The sequence below is a fragment of the Mycobacterium sp. genome, assembly GCF_965230835.1.
Taxonomy (GTDB): Bacteria; Actinomycetota; Actinomycetes; order Mycobacteriales; family Mycobacteriaceae; genus Mycobacterium.
Map to the genome: position 1 here is coordinate 1,946,677 of NZ_CBDDLW010000002.1, position 15,984 is coordinate 1,962,660.

The window sequence follows — 15,984 nt, forward strand, 5'->3', positions numbered from 1 at the left end:
AGGAACATGCGCCCAGCGTTTTTACACCAGTCCTAAGACGCCACCTCGTCGGCCGTCGCGTTGCAGGTACATGCGAGCCGGGACACGAGCAATCAGGTGATAGAACTGCGACCGCGGAACTTCACGCCCCAGCCACCGCAACAAACGCAGCATGTCGGCAGCCGACTTCGGTTCGTCGTCAACTCGATCCAACGCCGCCGCTGTAAATCCTCGGACAATGCTCATGCTCTTGCGACATGAGCACCTCGCCGCGCGCGATATACGGACCCACACCGCAAGCCCTACCCGCACGCGCACCGTCGACAACCACTTCGGGCACGGACCCACGTACGCAGATCCGCCGGAGGTCGATCGCCCGGTCCGCGCCAATGTGCAGGCAACGCTGCTCCCGCAGCGGTGGCCCCGCGCGCTCCCCCTGTCCGCCGACGCGCTGCGACATGCGCCCACCGTGGCCCCTCCGTACGCCGACTCCCCCCAGGCGATCGATGAGCCAAGGGAGATCGAGAAGTTGACGCCTGATCACTCTCGCCCGCGACCAGCACACCACCAACTCATATCCCTACGCCCCGCAGTTCGCGCACGCCTTACGCGCGTTCACGCGATGGCCTCGCGATACTGGCGCGGGGGCGCTCGTCGAGTTGTCAAGTGGAGCGATGCCGCACAATCGTGCGTTGGGCAACTCCGGTGCCAATTCGCGCTGGCCCCCGACACATTAGAAACCATACTGCGGCCCCTGTTGTTGGAACCGGACTTCCATGCGGAGTGGGAGCGGCAAGTTATTCCGGTTGATCCGGTGACGGAGGCCAACGTTGCCTGACTGATGTCCACAACGCAGTGTTGTCGTTGCATGCCCATCGATTGACCACCGGGGAGACCAGAGCCGGATTCGCCGACATCTATAGGGTTTGGAGTATCTAAAGGGGCGAGGGCCAACCGGATCACCGAGCGAGTCATAGGGAGATACACGGTCGGCGCACCCGGCCGCTGGACAGCATCTACGCCGCAGTGTTCATCGACGGTTTGGACGTCAAAATCCGCGACGGCTATGCCGGCCCCGCCGGGCGCATGGTCCTAACGGGGTGGATGTAGCTGGCCATCCTGACGCGCTGGGCACGTAAGCCAGGGAAGGCCACGGAGGATCAGCCAAATACCGATGTGGCGTGCGCGCGGCCATCTCCCGCTGAGCAAACCGCTTGAAACACTTGCGCTTTGGCCACCCAACCACTGGACCTAACCGAGACCGGACAAACGCGGCGGACGATCCGTTGAAAACCAGCACCTAAACGCCTTCACGATCACTTTCGTCGACCACTACCGAGAAGCCGAACCCAACCAATCAAAGAACCCGCTCACACCGGCAATCTGACGGATCACCGGGGAAAAATGCTGGACCTCTACCGAAGCTAGGGAGCACCTTTTACACCGAACCCCTGATAGACCCACAGAGTGCGGACACAAGCTGTATTTTCAACTGTATTTAACGACGGTTATCAATCTTCATCGCCGGCGATTGCCGGGACACGCCAACACTAAGCCGGCGTGCGCGGCCATGCAATTTTTACACACCGTCGCAACTCAACGAATAATCCGATCCGAAATCAACAGTAGTGATATAGGCAATTTGTCCGAAGCATTTATCTTTCGAGCGATTTCTTGCAGGCCATTTCCCGTAAATATCCATAAGAATTCGACGGATTCATAAACGCGGAAATACGCGCAAACCCCCCCCCGGAGCTATATTGAATTCACCAATCTTTCCGTCATTTGCCGTTCCGTAACCGCGAGGCCTTCTGATCCGTTACAGATATTGTCAATCGCAATTTCAAGTACATCTGAAAGGCGCCGACTTCGCGTGATGACGCCTTGCAAACGTTGCGAGAAGGCTGTGTTGGTTTCCCCAGACCCGTCTTCTTGGATCGCGCCTTGGAGGGCTTCAGCCTCCCGCTGACTATCGCGCAGGCTGCCGCTCACGCGGCGCATCTGCTGGGCCGCCTGCACAACCTCGTCAGGGTCGTTGACTATCACCCCCGACCCACCAGCACCTAGATCCCCGCTTGCAGCCGAATGTTCACAATGGACTTCTGCAAAAACTTCTATAGTTTTTGGCTGCGGCGGCACAGACGCGACTGTTGCTAGTTCTTGCTCAAGGTCGAGCACTGTTACGTTCGAGCGAGATTCCTCTTCAACTTCAACAGACAAAGACTCCTCTTCAAGCGGGTTAATTTCTTCGAGCCTGCCCGCTTGGTCACCCGAGCCCAAATCGCGCAGCCGCCGACGGCGCACTCCAGGACGGGACGATCCGGGTCGTTGTTCATCCGGTTTCAAGGTAGGCGATCCGGGTCGTTGTCCATCCGGTTTCGACGCAGATGCAGACTTGCGCTTGTTCGCCCTGGCGCCTAAATAAGATTCGATCCCTTTCCCCAATCCCGAACCAACACCGTAGCCAGCCAGGTCTCCTATCCTCTGAAAATGCTCACTGCCAGTTAAATAGCCAGTTCCCATTTCACCCAATATTTCACCCATATGGCCAAAGGTTCCCAAAACACCACGATATTGTCCCGTCAAGGCGATTGCGGCAATTCCAGCTGCCGTGCCTCCAATCATGGCACCCAACGACTCGCCGGTTTGCGCACCAGATTGCCCGTCGGCTTGATTTCCGATTTCGTAACCGATCAAACCGCCAGCCACGGTTCCCGCGGAGAAACTTACGCCACCCAACAATTCTTTTAAAGCTGAACTTTTAGCGCCCACAATAGAACCTGGCATCTCTTTCTATTCGACGTTGGCTTCGTCAAGCGTGAAGAGCTTCTTCCCCGCGCCTAAACAGAAAATGAATTCTCGATCGAATAGATCAGAAATATGCATGAAATGACCCCTGCTCGATGTGATGCAGTCCCGTTCCGGCCATCCCCTATCAGACATGCCACGCAGATACCTGAGCAGAACTTCACACACGCCACACCATCGAGACCGCTAGCGACCGAAGCCGGCGCCGAGCTCGTCCAGATTGCCGAAGCTTTTGCGAAGACAACAGGTCTGCATGACCGCGACGCCTCCATCGGCTACCACGATTTCGCGGTTCTGAATGAGCCAGGTTCACGCTTGCATCTGCCCCGACTCAGTGCGGCAACTTGGCGTGTCCTCAGCCGTGGCCCTGGCCTCAGCCCTGAACCGCATTGCGCGGGCTGTCCGTCGACCACGATCGAGATCACGATGCACACGACCAGCTATTGGGAAGTCCGCCAAGGGATGTCCGAAGCAACCCATTGCACTCGTGCGCCTCACACCGACGCGGAGAGGCTTCGTGACCTGGTGCAGGAACCCACGGGGGGTGTGGTAGACCCGTTTCGTCACGTGTGGCGAATCGCCCGAACCTGGCACCTGGCACAAGTAACTGTGATCCCCTGATCCGCTCGGCATGCGGGGCGTCCGGCAATAGGCAACACCGCCCTCAAGGACTGCCTTGCGTCTCTTGCACTTGTCAGGCGGTACGCCTCTGCAGCCAATCGTCGAGCGCGTCCGCCATGACCGTCGTCGTAGATGCCGCCCTGCTCTACAGAACATTCTTGGGCATTACCGAAGCCCCCCCCCCGAGATCTCACTGTCGAATCCGGGAACGCTAAGCGCAACGGGCACAACCAATTTCGCCGTTCCGAGCGCGCCGCGGTTCCAGCCACATTGGCGACATCCTCAGTGACGCCATGACCGTCGTCATCGACGCCAGGGACCAGCAGCATATCTCGCGTCTCTACCGCGACGTCCGGACTGGCCAATACATGCTGCCGTTCTCGCCCGCAGCGGGCTTCGAATACCTGGACAAATCCGCCGTCGGGACCCGCCTTCCCCGATGCATCACCAGGACATGACATGCCCCACACAAGACAGCCCGAGATCTCCGGGGACCTCGGTAAAGCCGAAGTTGATCGAGTCCGCCCGTCAGATCTTCGATGCCTACGAAGAACTCCCCCGTGCAGACGGTCGCGTTACAAATTCAGCAGCAGCTCTCGCGACATGCCGGCCTGCATAAGCGCCGCCGCGCTTGTCATGCGCGATGACGACATGATCCCAACACAGCCGATGACACCTGTCTACCAGCGGCTTCCCCGCGTAACAGCCGACCGCAGGAACGCCCCGCCGTGACGCCACCAACGCCGTCATTGCGACAACCCGAGTAGAGACCACAGAGCCCCCGGCGCGCCAAAAATCTCAGTACGCGACTCAGTTTTCGCATTGCGCTACGCACGAGCGGGCTTCAGACCGGGATAAGACCAGCTAGCCGCGTTGATGAGAGGAGATCTCAATGCATGATGAAAATCTATCCGGCGGCCAGATTCTCACGGAGCAGCGTAGCAACATTAGGGGGAAAATCTTGGCGACGCACTATTCCATTCGTATCACAGAAGGATTACAGTCTCCTCTATTGAAACGGCATCTAGTGTTTAACATTTAACTAGTCAGAGGCCGGGCGGGGCTTGACCTCGCGCGTTATACACGTTTGATTCTGAGAATTTCTCAGAAAAGGCGGGACGGGGTTTTGGCCCCATTACATGAGGTTAATGCCTCGCCGCATGTAATGCATGAGCAAAATCTCAAAGGAAGGATTTCTGCGTGCGCAAAATAGCATCTAAATTTCGGTTACTTCAACTTAGACGTTCTGCTTTATTGATGATTCTAGGACAAACCGCCGTTGCGGTCGCGGTTGCCCCTATGGCCCATGCCGACAGCAGAATAACCGCCAGTCAGATCTGCTCTGAAATGCATCCAAGATGGATTCCCATGAAGGCCGCTTTCCGTGACGAAGGTGTCTGCACGGTCTCCGGAACTCTTATCGCCGGATCAAAGATTCTTCAGACAGACCATCCAATTAACCAATGGATGCAGATCAGATACCCGGGTTCATACCAGGCCAATCCCCAGGACCCGCTGTCAGATTGGATCATTCCCCAGAGCACTTCTACCATCAACAAGTTCCCGAGCACAAACACCCCCACTATCACCACCGACACACTCCCCGATGACAATTTTTAGAGATCGCAGGCCCAAAACAAGACCAGCCTTATTCACAAGCCAATCGCATTGATCTGGGGAAGGTGATTCCAGAGTGAAAGACCCTGTCATATCTATCATCAGCGCAACCGCATTAGCCCCGTGCCTTTTCTTCGCGTTGCCGATGGCCAAGGCCAACGCACACGGCTATGTCTCGTCGCCGCCAAGTCGTCAGGCCCAGTGCGCACAACGCATCGTCGACTGCGGCGCCATCAAGTACGAACCGCAGAGTGTGGAGGGCCGTCAGGGCCAGCGCAACTGCAACGGCGGCCTGCCACAGTTCGCCGATCTCAACGACGACAGTAAGCCGTGGCGAGTAACGCCAGTTGGCAATAACGTTTCGTTCACCTGGACTAATACCGCACTGCACAGGACTGCTAATTGGGAATACTACATAGGCAATACGCGGGTTGCTGTCGTCAACGGCAATAACCAAATCCCCAGTTCGACACTCACTCATCAGGTGAATCTGAGCGGATTCAGTGGTCGACAGAAACTCCTGGCCATTTGGAATATCGGCGATACCCCCAATGCGTTCTACTCATGCGTTGACCTGCAGATTGGCGGGGGCACCCCTCCGACCACCACAACAAACCCACCACCCACCACAACAAACCCACCACCCACCACAACAAACCCACCACCCACTACAACAAATCCACCGCCCACCACAACAAATCCACCGCCCACCACAACAAACCCACCGCCCACCACACCCGGCGGGGTAAGGCCGTGGGCTCTCGGCGCAACCTATGCGATCGGCGACCGGGTCACCTACAAAGGCAGGACGTACGAATGCCGGCAGGCCCACACAGTCCACGCTCCGAACTGGACCCCACCCAATACACCCGCACTCTGGAAATTGGTCCGGTCCTGACCGCAGCGAATTGACCTAGCCGCGGCGGGGATGTCATGGGCAAAGCCACATCAATATAGATAGTCGTCGGTGTTGCGACAGGCACCACCGCGAGGGTGCGAAATTGCGTCCGCATTTACAAAAACACCCCAAAGGAGAAAAGATGAAAATGTCAACAATTCGGCGCGCCGTCGGCCCAGCCGCGTTCACATCGCTAACAGCGACCGGGCTGATGCTACTCAGTAATTCGGTTGCCGCCGCTGAGACAACGAGCTACAACAATGCGTGCGTGGCCGGCAGTGTGATCGGCGCCATATACAAACCCGTATCGGCATCGGTCATCGTCACCGGTCCAGCGAGCGTCACCCCGGGACAACAGTTCACCTACCGCATCCAACCCGGACCCGCGAGCTACCCCGACACCGATTCTGGCGCAACCACCGTTCAGGTTTCCCGGCTGAAGTTCGACTTCGAAATCCCCGCTAACACAACCTTTGACGAGGCCACCGTTGTCGCCGGCACCGGAGCGGGACTTTCGGGCGTCGCACCAAACGTCTTGCGGATCAACACCGCCGGCAACGTCGATCCTCAAGGCACCATTCTGCGCCTGTCGGGCAACAATGAAGTGATCGCCAACAGCCCCACATCGTCAAAGAACTCCGACGGTGGAATCGTCGTACCGAAAACCAAAAATGGTGATAACGGCGCCACGACCTTCCAGCTCCCCGCCGTCGATGTCAAGGTGACAGCAGGCGATAGCGGCGTGATCGAGCCACACGTCCGTGTCGCCGGCGACGCCGCCCTGACCGACAACGCCCAGAACTACTACACCTCTTTGGCCAGCGCCAAGTTCTTCGGAATCAAACAATGGGCACCAACGCAGTGCGTCCCGAAGGACGGCACCAGCAAGCCGGCCAATAACGCCCCGCTCAACGCCGGCGGCGGCCCGCTGGCCAGCATCCAGATCAGCGGCTCAACCGCCTGATCGAACCTATCGCTGCGGGGCCCACACGCCATTCCGAGCTGGTGGGTCGCTCGTGGGCCGGGTATTTTGCGCAATCTCGCGCTACCCGGCCCACGACGGCGGCGATAGGGCCGAAATTCGTTGGCTGCTAGGCAACTATCGGACAACAGTGGTAGCGACGTCGCAACGTGGCCGCGCCGCCGATTGGAACTCCAACAACCGTCAGACAAGACCACTTCTTACTCACACAAGTAATTCGGCCAGCAGACGCTAACCAGATCGACCAAGGCCAGCTGGCCAAAACCGATCACCTCCAAGATTCTCCACACCTCACAAATCTTCAAAGGAACTCAAAAATGTCCAGCTGCTACCACTACAAGACCAGGAGCGCCCACAAGATCAGGGGCTCGTCGGCTTGCTTTGCGTCCCAAGGCGCTACCGGCAGCCGCCGACCCTGGCGCCCCTCGGCTTCCGAAACCAAACCCACCACCGAGCCTGCGCGCCGTCGCGATCGGGGTAAGCAACCTCCGCACCGACCATGACGCATTCCGCCACCCATGCTTTCGCCTCAACTCAGGCATACACCGATGTCGGCCGCGAGCATCTGTGGCTATTTGGTGCCGGCGACATAGGGCAACAACCCGTCGATACCCGGCGCGCCGAGGTCACAGCAATGGCTGCTGTGCTCAACACATGGTGGCGGAAAGCCTTTGACTCGCACTTCACTTTGCTTTCCGGTGAACGGCACCAGGATTTAGATTGGTCTTACCACTTGACGTCTGTCCGGAAGATTGACATTCTCAAGCTATGGCCCTGCAACCGGTGAACCGCAGATCAGTACCCGAAGATGTTTTTGACCAGATCCTCTCCGAGGTAATCAGCGGGGACATGCAACCCGGCCAGACACTGCCAAGCGAGCGCCGGCTTGCCGAGGTGCTCGGGGTGTCACGTCCGGCGGTGCGCGAAGCACTCAAGCGGGTTTCGGCCGCCGGTCTTGTCGAAGTTCGCCAGGGTGACGCCACCACCGTGCGCGACTTCCGCCGGCACGCCGGGCTCGATCTGCTCCCTCACCTGCTGCTGCAGGCCGGAGAACTCGACATCGATGTGGCGCGAAGCATCCTCGAAGCACGTCTACACAATGGACCAAAGGTCGCCGAACTGGCTGCGCAGCGACGCGGGCCAGACTTGCCCGCGTTGCTCAGCAAAGCGGTGCAGCTGCTGGAATCCGAACAAGACCCGGTCAAGCGGCAGCTTCACGCGCTGACCTTCTGGGACCATGTCGTCGACGGTGCGGATTCGATCGCATTCCGGCTGATGTACAACACCCTTCGCGCCACCTATGACCCCGCGATCCCCGCACTCGCGGCCGTCATGGCCGCGGAAGTCGGTCGCCCGGAGGCGTACCGAAAGGTCGCGGACGCGATCTCGGCCGGCGACACCCACGGCGCAAAACGGGCCGCGTTGGACCTACTCGAACCCGCGACTGCGGCGCTAAACGCCGCACTCGATTCCTTGGAGGATGCCCAATGAACGGCCCGACGACTCGTACCACGCGAAAGGCCTTTGACCTGTCGGATGCATGGCGTGACTTCTGGAAGTACCCTTCGCCATGGCTGATCGCCGTCACATTCGTCGGCTCAGTAGCCGCGCGAGTCGCGGAGGGCGACTGGCAATACACCGACGCGCTGGTGCCTGTGGCGATGATTGCCGTTTTCCCGTTTTTTGAATGGATGATCCACGTTTTCATCCTGCACTGGCGCCCACGGCACCTCGGGCGGCTAACCATCGACTCGCTCCTGGCTCGAAAGCACCGCGAACACCACATCGCTCCCCGCAGCGTGCCGCAAATATTCATTCCGTGGCAGGCGCTGTTATGGGTGCTGGCGGGAGCCATAGCGGTTGCACTGGTCGGGTTCCCACGGCTCGGTCTCGGTCTCACCTTCCTCGTATTCCTCACCTTCCTCGGCTTGGTCTACGAGTGGAGTCACTACCTCATCCACACCGACTACAAGCCAAAAACCCGCGCTTACCGGGCGATCTACCGCAACCACCGGCTGCACCATTTCAAAAACGAGCACTACTGGTTCACCGTCACCAGCTCCGGAACGGCCGACCGAGCGCTGTGCACGTATCCCGACCCTGCGACCGTGCCTACTTCACCAACCGCGAAACACCTTCACACCGCCCAAGTGTGAACAGCCGACCGACAAAGATCGGGCCGAATTAGATCTGTAGCCGCGACAGCACCGGTTCGCGGGTATCGGAGGGCTGGCTAATGGCAGCTTCGATACCCGCGGTCACCCCGGCGACCGCGGTGTCGACCGACATGCTCGGGGCACCAAGGTTGTGCTCCAACGCCGCCACACTTGGCAGGCATGGCAGATGAATCCAGCCGGCGCGGATGGGCAGGCCTTTCTGGGCGAGGTGGTGCAGTACCCCATACATGAGGTGATTGCACACGAACGTGCCCGCAGCATCCGAGACATCAGCCGGCACACCGGCTTTGCGCATCGCCAGCACCATCGTGTGAACCGGAACCGTTGCGTGGTAGGCAACCGGTCCAACCGGATCCGTTGGCTCACCGACCAATACCTTGCCCGCGGTGTCAGCGAGACCGTAGCGTCCGCAATCGTTAATGTTCTGCGCTATCCGCTCAACGGTAAGCATGCTGCGACCCGGGTATTCCCCCAGCATGATCACCAAATCCGGACAAACCTCGGCAATCGCCTGTCGCGCCGCGGCAATTGACTCGAAGTACGCTCCTGGGACGATTCGTGACACCACCGTTGCGCCGGCTATCGTCGAGCCATCCAACGCCTCAGCAGTGAGCTGCGCCGGGTTGGTGGGTGTCACGCCGTATGGACCGAACCCAGTAACCAGCACGTCAGACATGTCGATCCTCCCAATCTGTGCGCTCGTTCTTTCATCACATCGCGACAGGCCCGCACCACGTTCCGAATTCAGCCGGCCGGAGCTGTATCGGTACTCACCTTCTGGGCCTCAGCCGTGAGCTCGACCAGATTGGTGCCAATCGGCCCGTGAGTTTTCAGCATGTTGGCCATCCACACGGTGCCACTGGCAAGGAAGCGAGCCGTGCGGTTGGTGTACAGGTGTCCCCGACCGGCTTCGATGTAACTGGGCCCTGGTCCAGCATCGCCGACCCAGTAGCAGTCAGCGTTAGGCGGGACGGTACAACCGTAGTGCGTGAAGTTATATAGCGTGTTGGCGCAACAGTTGTGTGCACCATCCTCGTTTCCTGTCACGATCACCCCGACGACCTTGCCGTAGAGCGGGTATTGCCCGGTCTCGGGATCCAGGTCGCGATAGGAACCGTCAAGTCGTTCGCACATCACTTGGCACGGCGAGCTCCGCACCCCCATCCATATCGGCATTGAGGGGACGAGAATGTCAGCATCTTTTATCTTCGAGTAGATCGCCGGCCATTCGTCGCCATCGCCCATGTCGGACTCGATTCCGTATGCGATGTTGTAGTCAACCAGGCGGACCGTCTCGCATTCCACACCCATCGGCTTCATGAGGCCAGCAACTACGTCGATGAGAGCCTGTGTGTTGGAGACAGCGGGTGATTTCTTCAACGTGCAGTTAAGAAAAAGCGCTTTGAGGGACAATCGTTTTTCTCCGCTCAGTTTTTGTACCAAAACCAATCTGGCGCCGGCCGCATCTTTGAAGCATTGCCGCTGGATGCCCGGATTCGAGCGTAGTGTGCGGGCGCGCGTTAGTTAGGCGAAACGATTCGGTTCGCGCGGTCGCTTTCTCATGTCAGCCAACCTTGGCGTCCGCGCCGGTCGACAAGCCGCGCGCAACCGAATGACCACCGTGCCCGCACTGGGTCCGGTACCCGCGAAGCGGGCCACACCGACTCTGGGACGTTCACCCGACAGCGGATTGCACTGCGGCGAAGCCGATCACCCGGGACCCTGCCCAAGTGATGCCAGGCGCATCAGTTCGCGACACCTGTCAATCGATCCGGCCTGGGCGTGGCACGGAGTGCGACAACCACGAGAGCCGACATCAACATTACGGCGCCAACTACCCACATGCCTGCCCTGTCGGCTCCTGTGGCTTGTTCGAGCGCGCCGGTGACGTAGGGAGCGACGAAGCCGCCGAGGTTACCGATCGAGTTGATCAACGCGATAGCTCCCGCTGCCGCGGTGCCGGTGAGGAAGCGTGACGGCAACGCCCAGAAGCTGGGGATCGCACTGAACACAGATACCGCGGTAACTACCACCGGTACCATCACCAGCGCCGGACTGCTGAAGTACAGCGCGGCAGGAATAGCCAACCCGCCAATGAACGTCGGGATCGCCACGTGCCAAACATGCTCACCCGTACGGTCAGCGTGACGCGACCAGAAGTACATCCCCACCGCCGCACAGCTGTAGGGGATCGCGGTGATCAGTCCTACCTGCACGATCGACAGCTCAACCCGGAAAGTCTTGTTGAATCCGGAAATGATCGACGGCAGGAAGAACGTTAGCGCGTAAAGGCCGTAGACGAGCCCAAAGTACACGAGCGCCAGCGCCCAAATCCGTGAGCTGGACAACGCCCGGCGCAGCGGGAAATGGGCACCACCGCGGACCTGGCGCTCCTCTGCTGCCAACACATCGACGAGCCACTGCCGTTGCTCGGGCTGCAGCCATCTAGCCTCGCCTGGCGTATCGCTCAGATAGAACCAGCAGATCACACCGAGCAGCACTGCGGGAGCCCCGACACAGATCATCATGAACTGCCAGCCCGCTAGCCCGCCCACTCCGTCACCAATGTGAATCAACCACGCTGACACGGGCGTGCCGGCCGCTGCCGCGACAGGGCTGGCCATCATAAGCAGCGCGATGACGCGGGCCTGATAGGCACGCGGCAACCAACGGCCGAGGTAGAAGATGACCCCTGGGAACAGGCCTGCCTCGGCCACACCGAGAAGAAACCGCAGTACCAACAACGTCGCCGCGTTCGTCGCAAAACCAACGGCTACGGCCACAATGCCCCACGAAACCGCGATGCGTGCCAGCCAGCGGCGAGCGCCATAGCGGTCCAGAGCAAGATTGGACGGAATCTCGACCAGCACGTAACCAATGAAGAAGATGCCCGACGCCAAACCGAACATCGTCGAGGACAGCTGCAAATGCTCGCTGATGCCGTTCTTGGCGATGCCCAGGTTGGTGCGGTCCAAGTAATTGACAAAATACAACGCCATCAGCAACGGAATGATCCGGGCAATGACCCTGCCGATAGTGCCCTTCTCAAGCGATCGGTCAACGGTGTCCGCCACAGGCAGCGTTCCTGCTGACAGGTAGCGCCGCATCAGGTCCACCCTGCCGCATGAAAAGCTGCGCCGCGATCGGACGTCAACACCCGCCACGTCGCGGCTTTTGACCAGCAGAGCCCGAGTACTTTAGAGCACGTCATCTGAGCGGGACGATCTGATCGAAGCCGGAGGTGCACATCAGCCTCGTGACGACGGCGGCCTCATTGGCCGCCTTCCCTGTTCTCGCCGGGATTATCGGCGGCGCGTTCATCGTCATACGTACGCCATCACCGGCGCTTGTCAGCGGCGTGCAACATTTCGCCGCAGGCGTCGTTATGGCTGCCGTGGCGGGCGAGGTGCTGCCGGAGCTGAGCGGCAGGGGGCCGCTTTGGTTGATTGTCGTCGGATTCTGCGCGGGCGTCGCTCTGCTCGTCGGTCTGCGGCGGCTTGAACACGCTGAAAGTCGCCACCCCGGTGCGATGCCCATCGGGTTCCTCACTGTCGTCGCGATTGACCTCTTCATCGACGGACTGCTTGTCGCGACTGGCGCCGCCATCGCAACCCGCACCGCGGTAATCATCACTATCGCACTCACCGTCGAGGTGTTTTTCCTGGGTCTGGCGGTGGCCCTGGCTACGGTGAGCTCCGGTGTTGGCAAACTCCGGGCCGCGTTGACCACCGGTGCCATAAGCCTGGTCACCGCAGCGGGAGCGGTACTGGGCGCAATTGTCCTCGCTGGGGCGGGAAATACCACTCTCGTTCTGGTACTCGCGTTCGCGGCGGCGGCGCTCCTTTGGCTCGTCGTCGAAGAACTTCTCGTCGAAGCACACGAGATCCCGGAACAACCTTGGATGGCCGTGATGTTCTTTGTGGGCTTTCTGCTGTTGTACTGCTTGCAAGCACTCGAGTAGCCGCACAGCCCAAACAACTTTCGCGACTCGTCTGGGCCGCCTGCCCCACCCCTAGCAGGGCCGGTTGCGGCGGGCGCAGATGTGCGCGTGCCACGTCTGCCCTAGAAGACGCGCACCCAATCGACGAGCATCTCCTGCGGGTAGGAACCGGACGCCGGATCGCCGCCGCCGGAACCACCGACCGCAAGATTTAGGACCGGAAACACCGTGTAGCCAGGACTGTTGAACGGCCACTCGCGAATCGGTGCATTCAAGTCCTCGATACCGGTCGCAGGAACGTTGAAGTAGGGCTGCATGCCGTCCTCGTAGTCAAGCCAGAAGTACATGCCGTCCGGATTCCACGTGACCCGCCAACGGTGCCAGGCGTTGTCCACGCCAATGGGATGAGTCTCGAATGCTGTGCCGTCCGGATTCGCATGGACGGTCGTCCCCGACGGCCAACTGCCGTTGCCATACCACTCGATCAAGTCGATTTCACCACTGCGACCGGGATCATCGTTAGACAACCACCATGCGGGCCACATACCCGGTGCGAGGCAGTTGAACTTAATCCGCGCCTCCCAGGTGGTCCCGACGCCACCCCGCCATAGCCCATGGACCAAGCCGCCGAAGTAGTTGCCGCCCTCCCGGGTAGCCCGCAGAACCAGGTTGGAGTTGCCGTCAACAAACACATTCTTGCGACTGTCGCGGTATTCCCCGAAGAACTGAGGTCGATCGAAACCCACTGGGTTCTTGATTGGCGTCCGGTGCGAAGAAACCTGCCACTTAGACGGGTCGGGGGCCGAGCCGGCCGAACCGTCGAACTCGTCGCTGAACAGGAACCCCCCGGTTGCCGCCACTGGCGCGACGGGCGCCGGTGGCGGGTCCGCCGGCGCGGCTGGCGCGGAGGGGCTGGCGATAGCTTTCGGGGCGGGAATCGCGGCCGCCAATGCGCCGAATCCCGCCATCATCATCATTCGGCGACGATCCATCTGAGGCATAAGCAAGGGACGATAGCAGCCCAAGCATCGCCACGTTGCATTCAACGCCAAAGCGGCCAAAGGTCGCCCGGCTTCGGGCCACAACCGGACGTCGATACCCTCGATTCCACGCGCGTTCCCGATTACCCACCCAAAACCCGCCGAAGTTCGGCGTTATAGGCGGTGCACGCCGGGGTCGCTGATCTTGACCAGCGTCTTGCCGATGTTTACCCCGGTGAACAGCCCGTTGAGGGCCTCGACGCACGAATCGAGGCCCTCGAACACCGTCTGGCGGTGCACCAGCCGCCCCTCGGCCTCCCATCGACGGAGGGCCGCAAAGGCCTCGTCGAAGCGGCCCCATTGGTCCAGCGAGTTGAATCCCTGCATCAACGCGGTTTTTGCCAGCAGGTTCACATAGTTGGCCGGCCCCGGGTGCTCGCCAGTCAGGTAGCTGGAGATGACACCGCAAAGCACTACTCGTGCCCTCGCGGCCAGCCGACCCAGTACCGCGTCCAGAATTGGTCCACCGACATTGTCGAAGTACACGTCAACCCGGCGAGGGCAGTGCTCTTTGAGTGCCGCCGGCAAGTCGGCCGTCTTGTAGTCGATACACGAGTCGAAACCGAATTCCTCGACCACTGCACGGCACTTCGCCGGCCCGCCCGCTATACCTACCACCCGGGCTCCAGCGATCTTGGCGATCTGCCCAGCTATCGATCCGGTGGCGCCTGCCGCCGCCGAGACCACCACGGTTTCCCCGGGTTGCGGCCGGCCGATGTCAGTCATCCCGAAGTAGGCGGTGGCACCTGTCGGGCCGTACACCGACATTATCGCCAGCTGATCGTCCTCACCCGGGATCGGCGTGCTGAACACGTCGTCCCGGATGATCACGTACTCCTGGAATCCGGTCAGGGTGGTGATCACGTCTCCGACGGCGTACGCGTTACAGCGCGACGCGACCACGCGGCCGATCCCGGCCGCCCGGATGACCTCACCCAGTTGCACTGGCGGAAGGTAGCCGGGTTGGTCGTCTAGCCAGGTCCGGGCGGCGGCATCAATGCCGACGTAAGTGGTGCGGACTAGTGCCTCACCCTCGGCCGGCTCCGGCGCCGGGCAGCTGACCAGTTCAGTGTCGCCCGGAGCAAGGAGTCCGGTTGGACGGCGACGCAACACAATCTGGCGGTTCGACACGGCAGTCACGATCCTGAAACTACCCAATCAATTGCCCCACCCGGCCCGATCCTGGTGTGGGAGCATCTGTGCATGAGCCCAGAGGACGACCCAGAAGCCCGGATCCGGGAGCTGGAGCGCCCACTTGCCGAGACGGCGCGCGCATCCGAACTGGACGTGACACAGCGCTCCGGCGCTCACCCCTACTCGACGTTCCAACCCAGCCAGGTGCCGCCACCGTCTTTCGGCTACGACACGTCATTTCCCGGGGCATCTTCAGGAAAATCCTCGGGCAACCGCGGGTGGCTGATCGTGGCCATGCTGTTCACCGTAGGCACACTCGCCATCGTCGGGGGGATCGCAGCCTTCGCTGCCAATAGACTTTCAAACAGCGGCGTTGTTGTCGTGTCACCCAGCCCCCGTACTTCCCCGGTGGCCGAACCGCCCCAAGTTGGTCAACGCAACCTTGCCCCCACCGAGATTCAAAAGCCCGGGGCCGAATCGATGCCGCCTAACCAGACGCCAGGCAACAACCTCAGCGTCGTCGGGATCAACGAGAATAGGACAATCGCCTGCACCGGCGGCACCGTCACCGTCAGCGGGGTGTCAACACGGTCGTGATCACCGGCCACTGCGCCAGCCTCATCGTGTCCGGTTTTGAGAACACGGTCACCGTCCATGCCGCCGATGCCATTGAAGCCTCAGGCCTCAACAACAACGTCACGTATCAATCGGGGTCGCCCAAAATCACTAAATCCGGAGTTTCGAACAGCGTCGAGCCAAGCTGAGCGCGATTGGCCGCAGCCACCCGG

Annotated in this window: 13 protein-coding genes and 1 pseudogene; 7 read left to right on the plus strand and 7 right to left on the minus strand. The window is 60.4% G+C overall.

What is annotated here, in order from left to right:
- Nucleotides 1-21 precede the first annotated feature (21 nt).
- Nucleotides 22-225 carry a hypothetical protein gene (locus ACO07W_RS09405; protein ID WP_421842632.1) on the minus strand — a complete coding sequence of 68 codons (204 nt, stop codon included), beginning with the start codon at nucleotides 223-225 and terminating at the stop codon, nucleotides 22-24.
- On the opposite strand from ACO07W_RS09405, the gene ACO07W_RS09410 reads away from it, so the two are divergent.
- A complete protein-coding gene (locus ACO07W_RS09410; RefSeq protein ID WP_421842634.1) occupies nucleotides 218-817 on the plus strand; it encodes a hypothetical protein in 600 nt (199 codons plus the stop codon). The genes ACO07W_RS09405 and ACO07W_RS09410 overlap by 8 nt on opposite strands.
- 917 nt (nucleotides 818-1,734) lie before the next feature.
- Here the strand turns inward: ACO07W_RS09410 and ACO07W_RS09415 are convergent.
- Complete coding sequence (locus tag ACO07W_RS09415; protein ID WP_421842636.1) at nucleotides 1,735-2,751, minus strand: WXG100 family type VII secretion target; 1,017 nt, start codon at nucleotides 2,749-2,751, stop codon at nucleotides 1,735-1,737.
- A 2,350-nt stretch (nucleotides 2,752-5,101) separates the two neighbouring features.
- Here ACO07W_RS09415 and ACO07W_RS09420 point away from each other — a divergent pair.
- From ACO07W_RS09420 to ACO07W_RS09435, 4 genes are all read left to right on the plus strand, one after another.
- A complete protein-coding gene (locus tag ACO07W_RS09420) occupies nucleotides 5,102-5,923 on the plus strand; it encodes a lytic polysaccharide monooxygenase (protein WP_421842638.1) in 822 nt (273 codons plus the stop codon).
- 142 nt (nucleotides 5,924-6,065) lie between these two features.
- Nucleotides 6,066-6,887: a hypothetical protein gene (locus tag ACO07W_RS09425; RefSeq protein ID WP_421842640.1), complete on the plus strand. Its 822-nt coding sequence runs from the start codon at nucleotides 6,066-6,068 to the stop codon at nucleotides 6,885-6,887.
- 786 nt (nucleotides 6,888-7,673) lie between these two features.
- Nucleotides 7,674-8,396, plus strand: a complete 723-nt coding sequence (locus ACO07W_RS09430) for a FadR/GntR family transcriptional regulator (RefSeq protein ID WP_421842642.1) — start codon at nucleotides 7,674-7,676, stop codon at nucleotides 8,394-8,396.
- Nucleotides 8,393-9,061, plus strand: a complete 669-nt coding sequence (locus ACO07W_RS09435) for a sterol desaturase family protein (protein WP_421842644.1) — start codon at nucleotides 8,393-8,395, stop codon at nucleotides 9,059-9,061. The genes ACO07W_RS09430 and ACO07W_RS09435 overlap by 4 nt, the downstream gene beginning before the upstream one ends.
- A gap of 28 nt (nucleotides 9,062-9,089) precedes the next feature.
- On the opposite strand, the gene pcp is transcribed toward ACO07W_RS09435, so the two are convergent.
- The 3 genes from pcp to ACO07W_RS09450 form a co-directional block, all read right to left on the minus strand.
- Entirely contained in the window at nucleotides 9,090-9,758 is a 669-nt protein-coding gene (pcp, locus tag ACO07W_RS09440) for a pyroglutamyl-peptidase I (RefSeq protein ID WP_421842646.1), read from the minus strand.
- Nucleotides 9,759-9,826: 68 nt separating this feature from the next.
- A complete protein-coding gene (locus ACO07W_RS09445) occupies nucleotides 9,827-10,495 on the minus strand; it encodes a flavodoxin family protein (RefSeq protein WP_421842648.1) in 669 nt (222 codons plus the stop codon).
- 332 nt (nucleotides 10,496-10,827) lie between these two features.
- Nucleotides 10,828-12,162 (minus strand): MFS transporter, encoded by a 1,335-nt coding sequence (locus ACO07W_RS09450; RefSeq protein ID WP_421845900.1) that lies wholly within the window; start codon nucleotides 12,160-12,162, stop codon nucleotides 10,828-10,830.
- A 167-nt stretch (nucleotides 12,163-12,329) separates the two neighbouring features.
- Between ACO07W_RS09450 and ACO07W_RS09455 the strand changes: the two genes are divergently transcribed.
- Nucleotides 12,330-13,043 carry a ZIP family metal transporter gene (locus ACO07W_RS09455; RefSeq protein WP_421845901.1) on the plus strand — a complete coding sequence of 238 codons (714 nt, stop codon included), beginning with the start codon at nucleotides 12,330-12,332 and terminating at the stop codon, nucleotides 13,041-13,043.
- Nucleotides 13,044-13,144: 101 nt separating this feature from the next.
- Here ACO07W_RS09455 and ACO07W_RS09460 read toward each other — a convergent pair whose 3' ends face one another.
- Complete coding sequence (locus ACO07W_RS09460; protein ID WP_421842650.1) at nucleotides 13,145-14,029, minus strand: glycoside hydrolase family 16 protein; 885 nt, start codon at nucleotides 14,027-14,029, stop codon at nucleotides 13,145-13,147.
- A 147-nt stretch (nucleotides 14,030-14,176) separates the two neighbouring features.
- Complete coding sequence (locus ACO07W_RS09465; protein WP_421842652.1) at nucleotides 14,177-15,202, minus strand: NADP-dependent oxidoreductase; 1,026 nt, start codon at nucleotides 15,200-15,202, stop codon at nucleotides 14,177-14,179.
- 63 nt (nucleotides 15,203-15,265) lie between these two features.
- Between ACO07W_RS09465 and ACO07W_RS09470 the strand changes: the two are divergent.
- A pseudogene (locus ACO07W_RS09470) lies at nucleotides 15,266-15,960 on the plus strand (DUF3060 domain-containing protein).
- The last annotated feature ends 24 nt before the right edge of the window (nucleotides 15,961-15,984 follow it).

Excerpts from the sequence above, each read along its gene's own strand:
- ACO07W_RS09435 (WP_421842644.1), top strand. The coding sequence starts at position 8,393 with ATGAACGGCCCGACGACTCGTACCACGCGAAAGGCCTTTGACCTGTCG.
- pcp (WP_421842646.1), bottom strand. The coding sequence starts at position 9,758 with ATGTCTGACGTGCTGGTTACTGGGTTCGGTCCATACGGCGTGACACCC.
- ACO07W_RS09410 (WP_421842634.1), top strand. The coding sequence starts at position 218 with ATGCTCATGCTCTTGCGACATGAGCACCTCGCCGCGCGCGATATACGG.
- ACO07W_RS09425 (WP_421842640.1), top strand. The coding sequence starts at position 6,066 with ATGAAAATGTCAACAATTCGGCGCGCCGTCGGCCCAGCCGCGTTCACA.
- ACO07W_RS09405 (WP_421842632.1), bottom strand. The coding sequence starts at position 225 with ATGAGCATTGTCCGAGGATTTACAGCGGCGGCGTTGGATCGAGTTGAC.
- ACO07W_RS09430 (WP_421842642.1), top strand. The coding sequence starts at position 7,674 with ATGGCCCTGCAACCGGTGAACCGCAGATCAGTACCCGAAGATGTTTTT.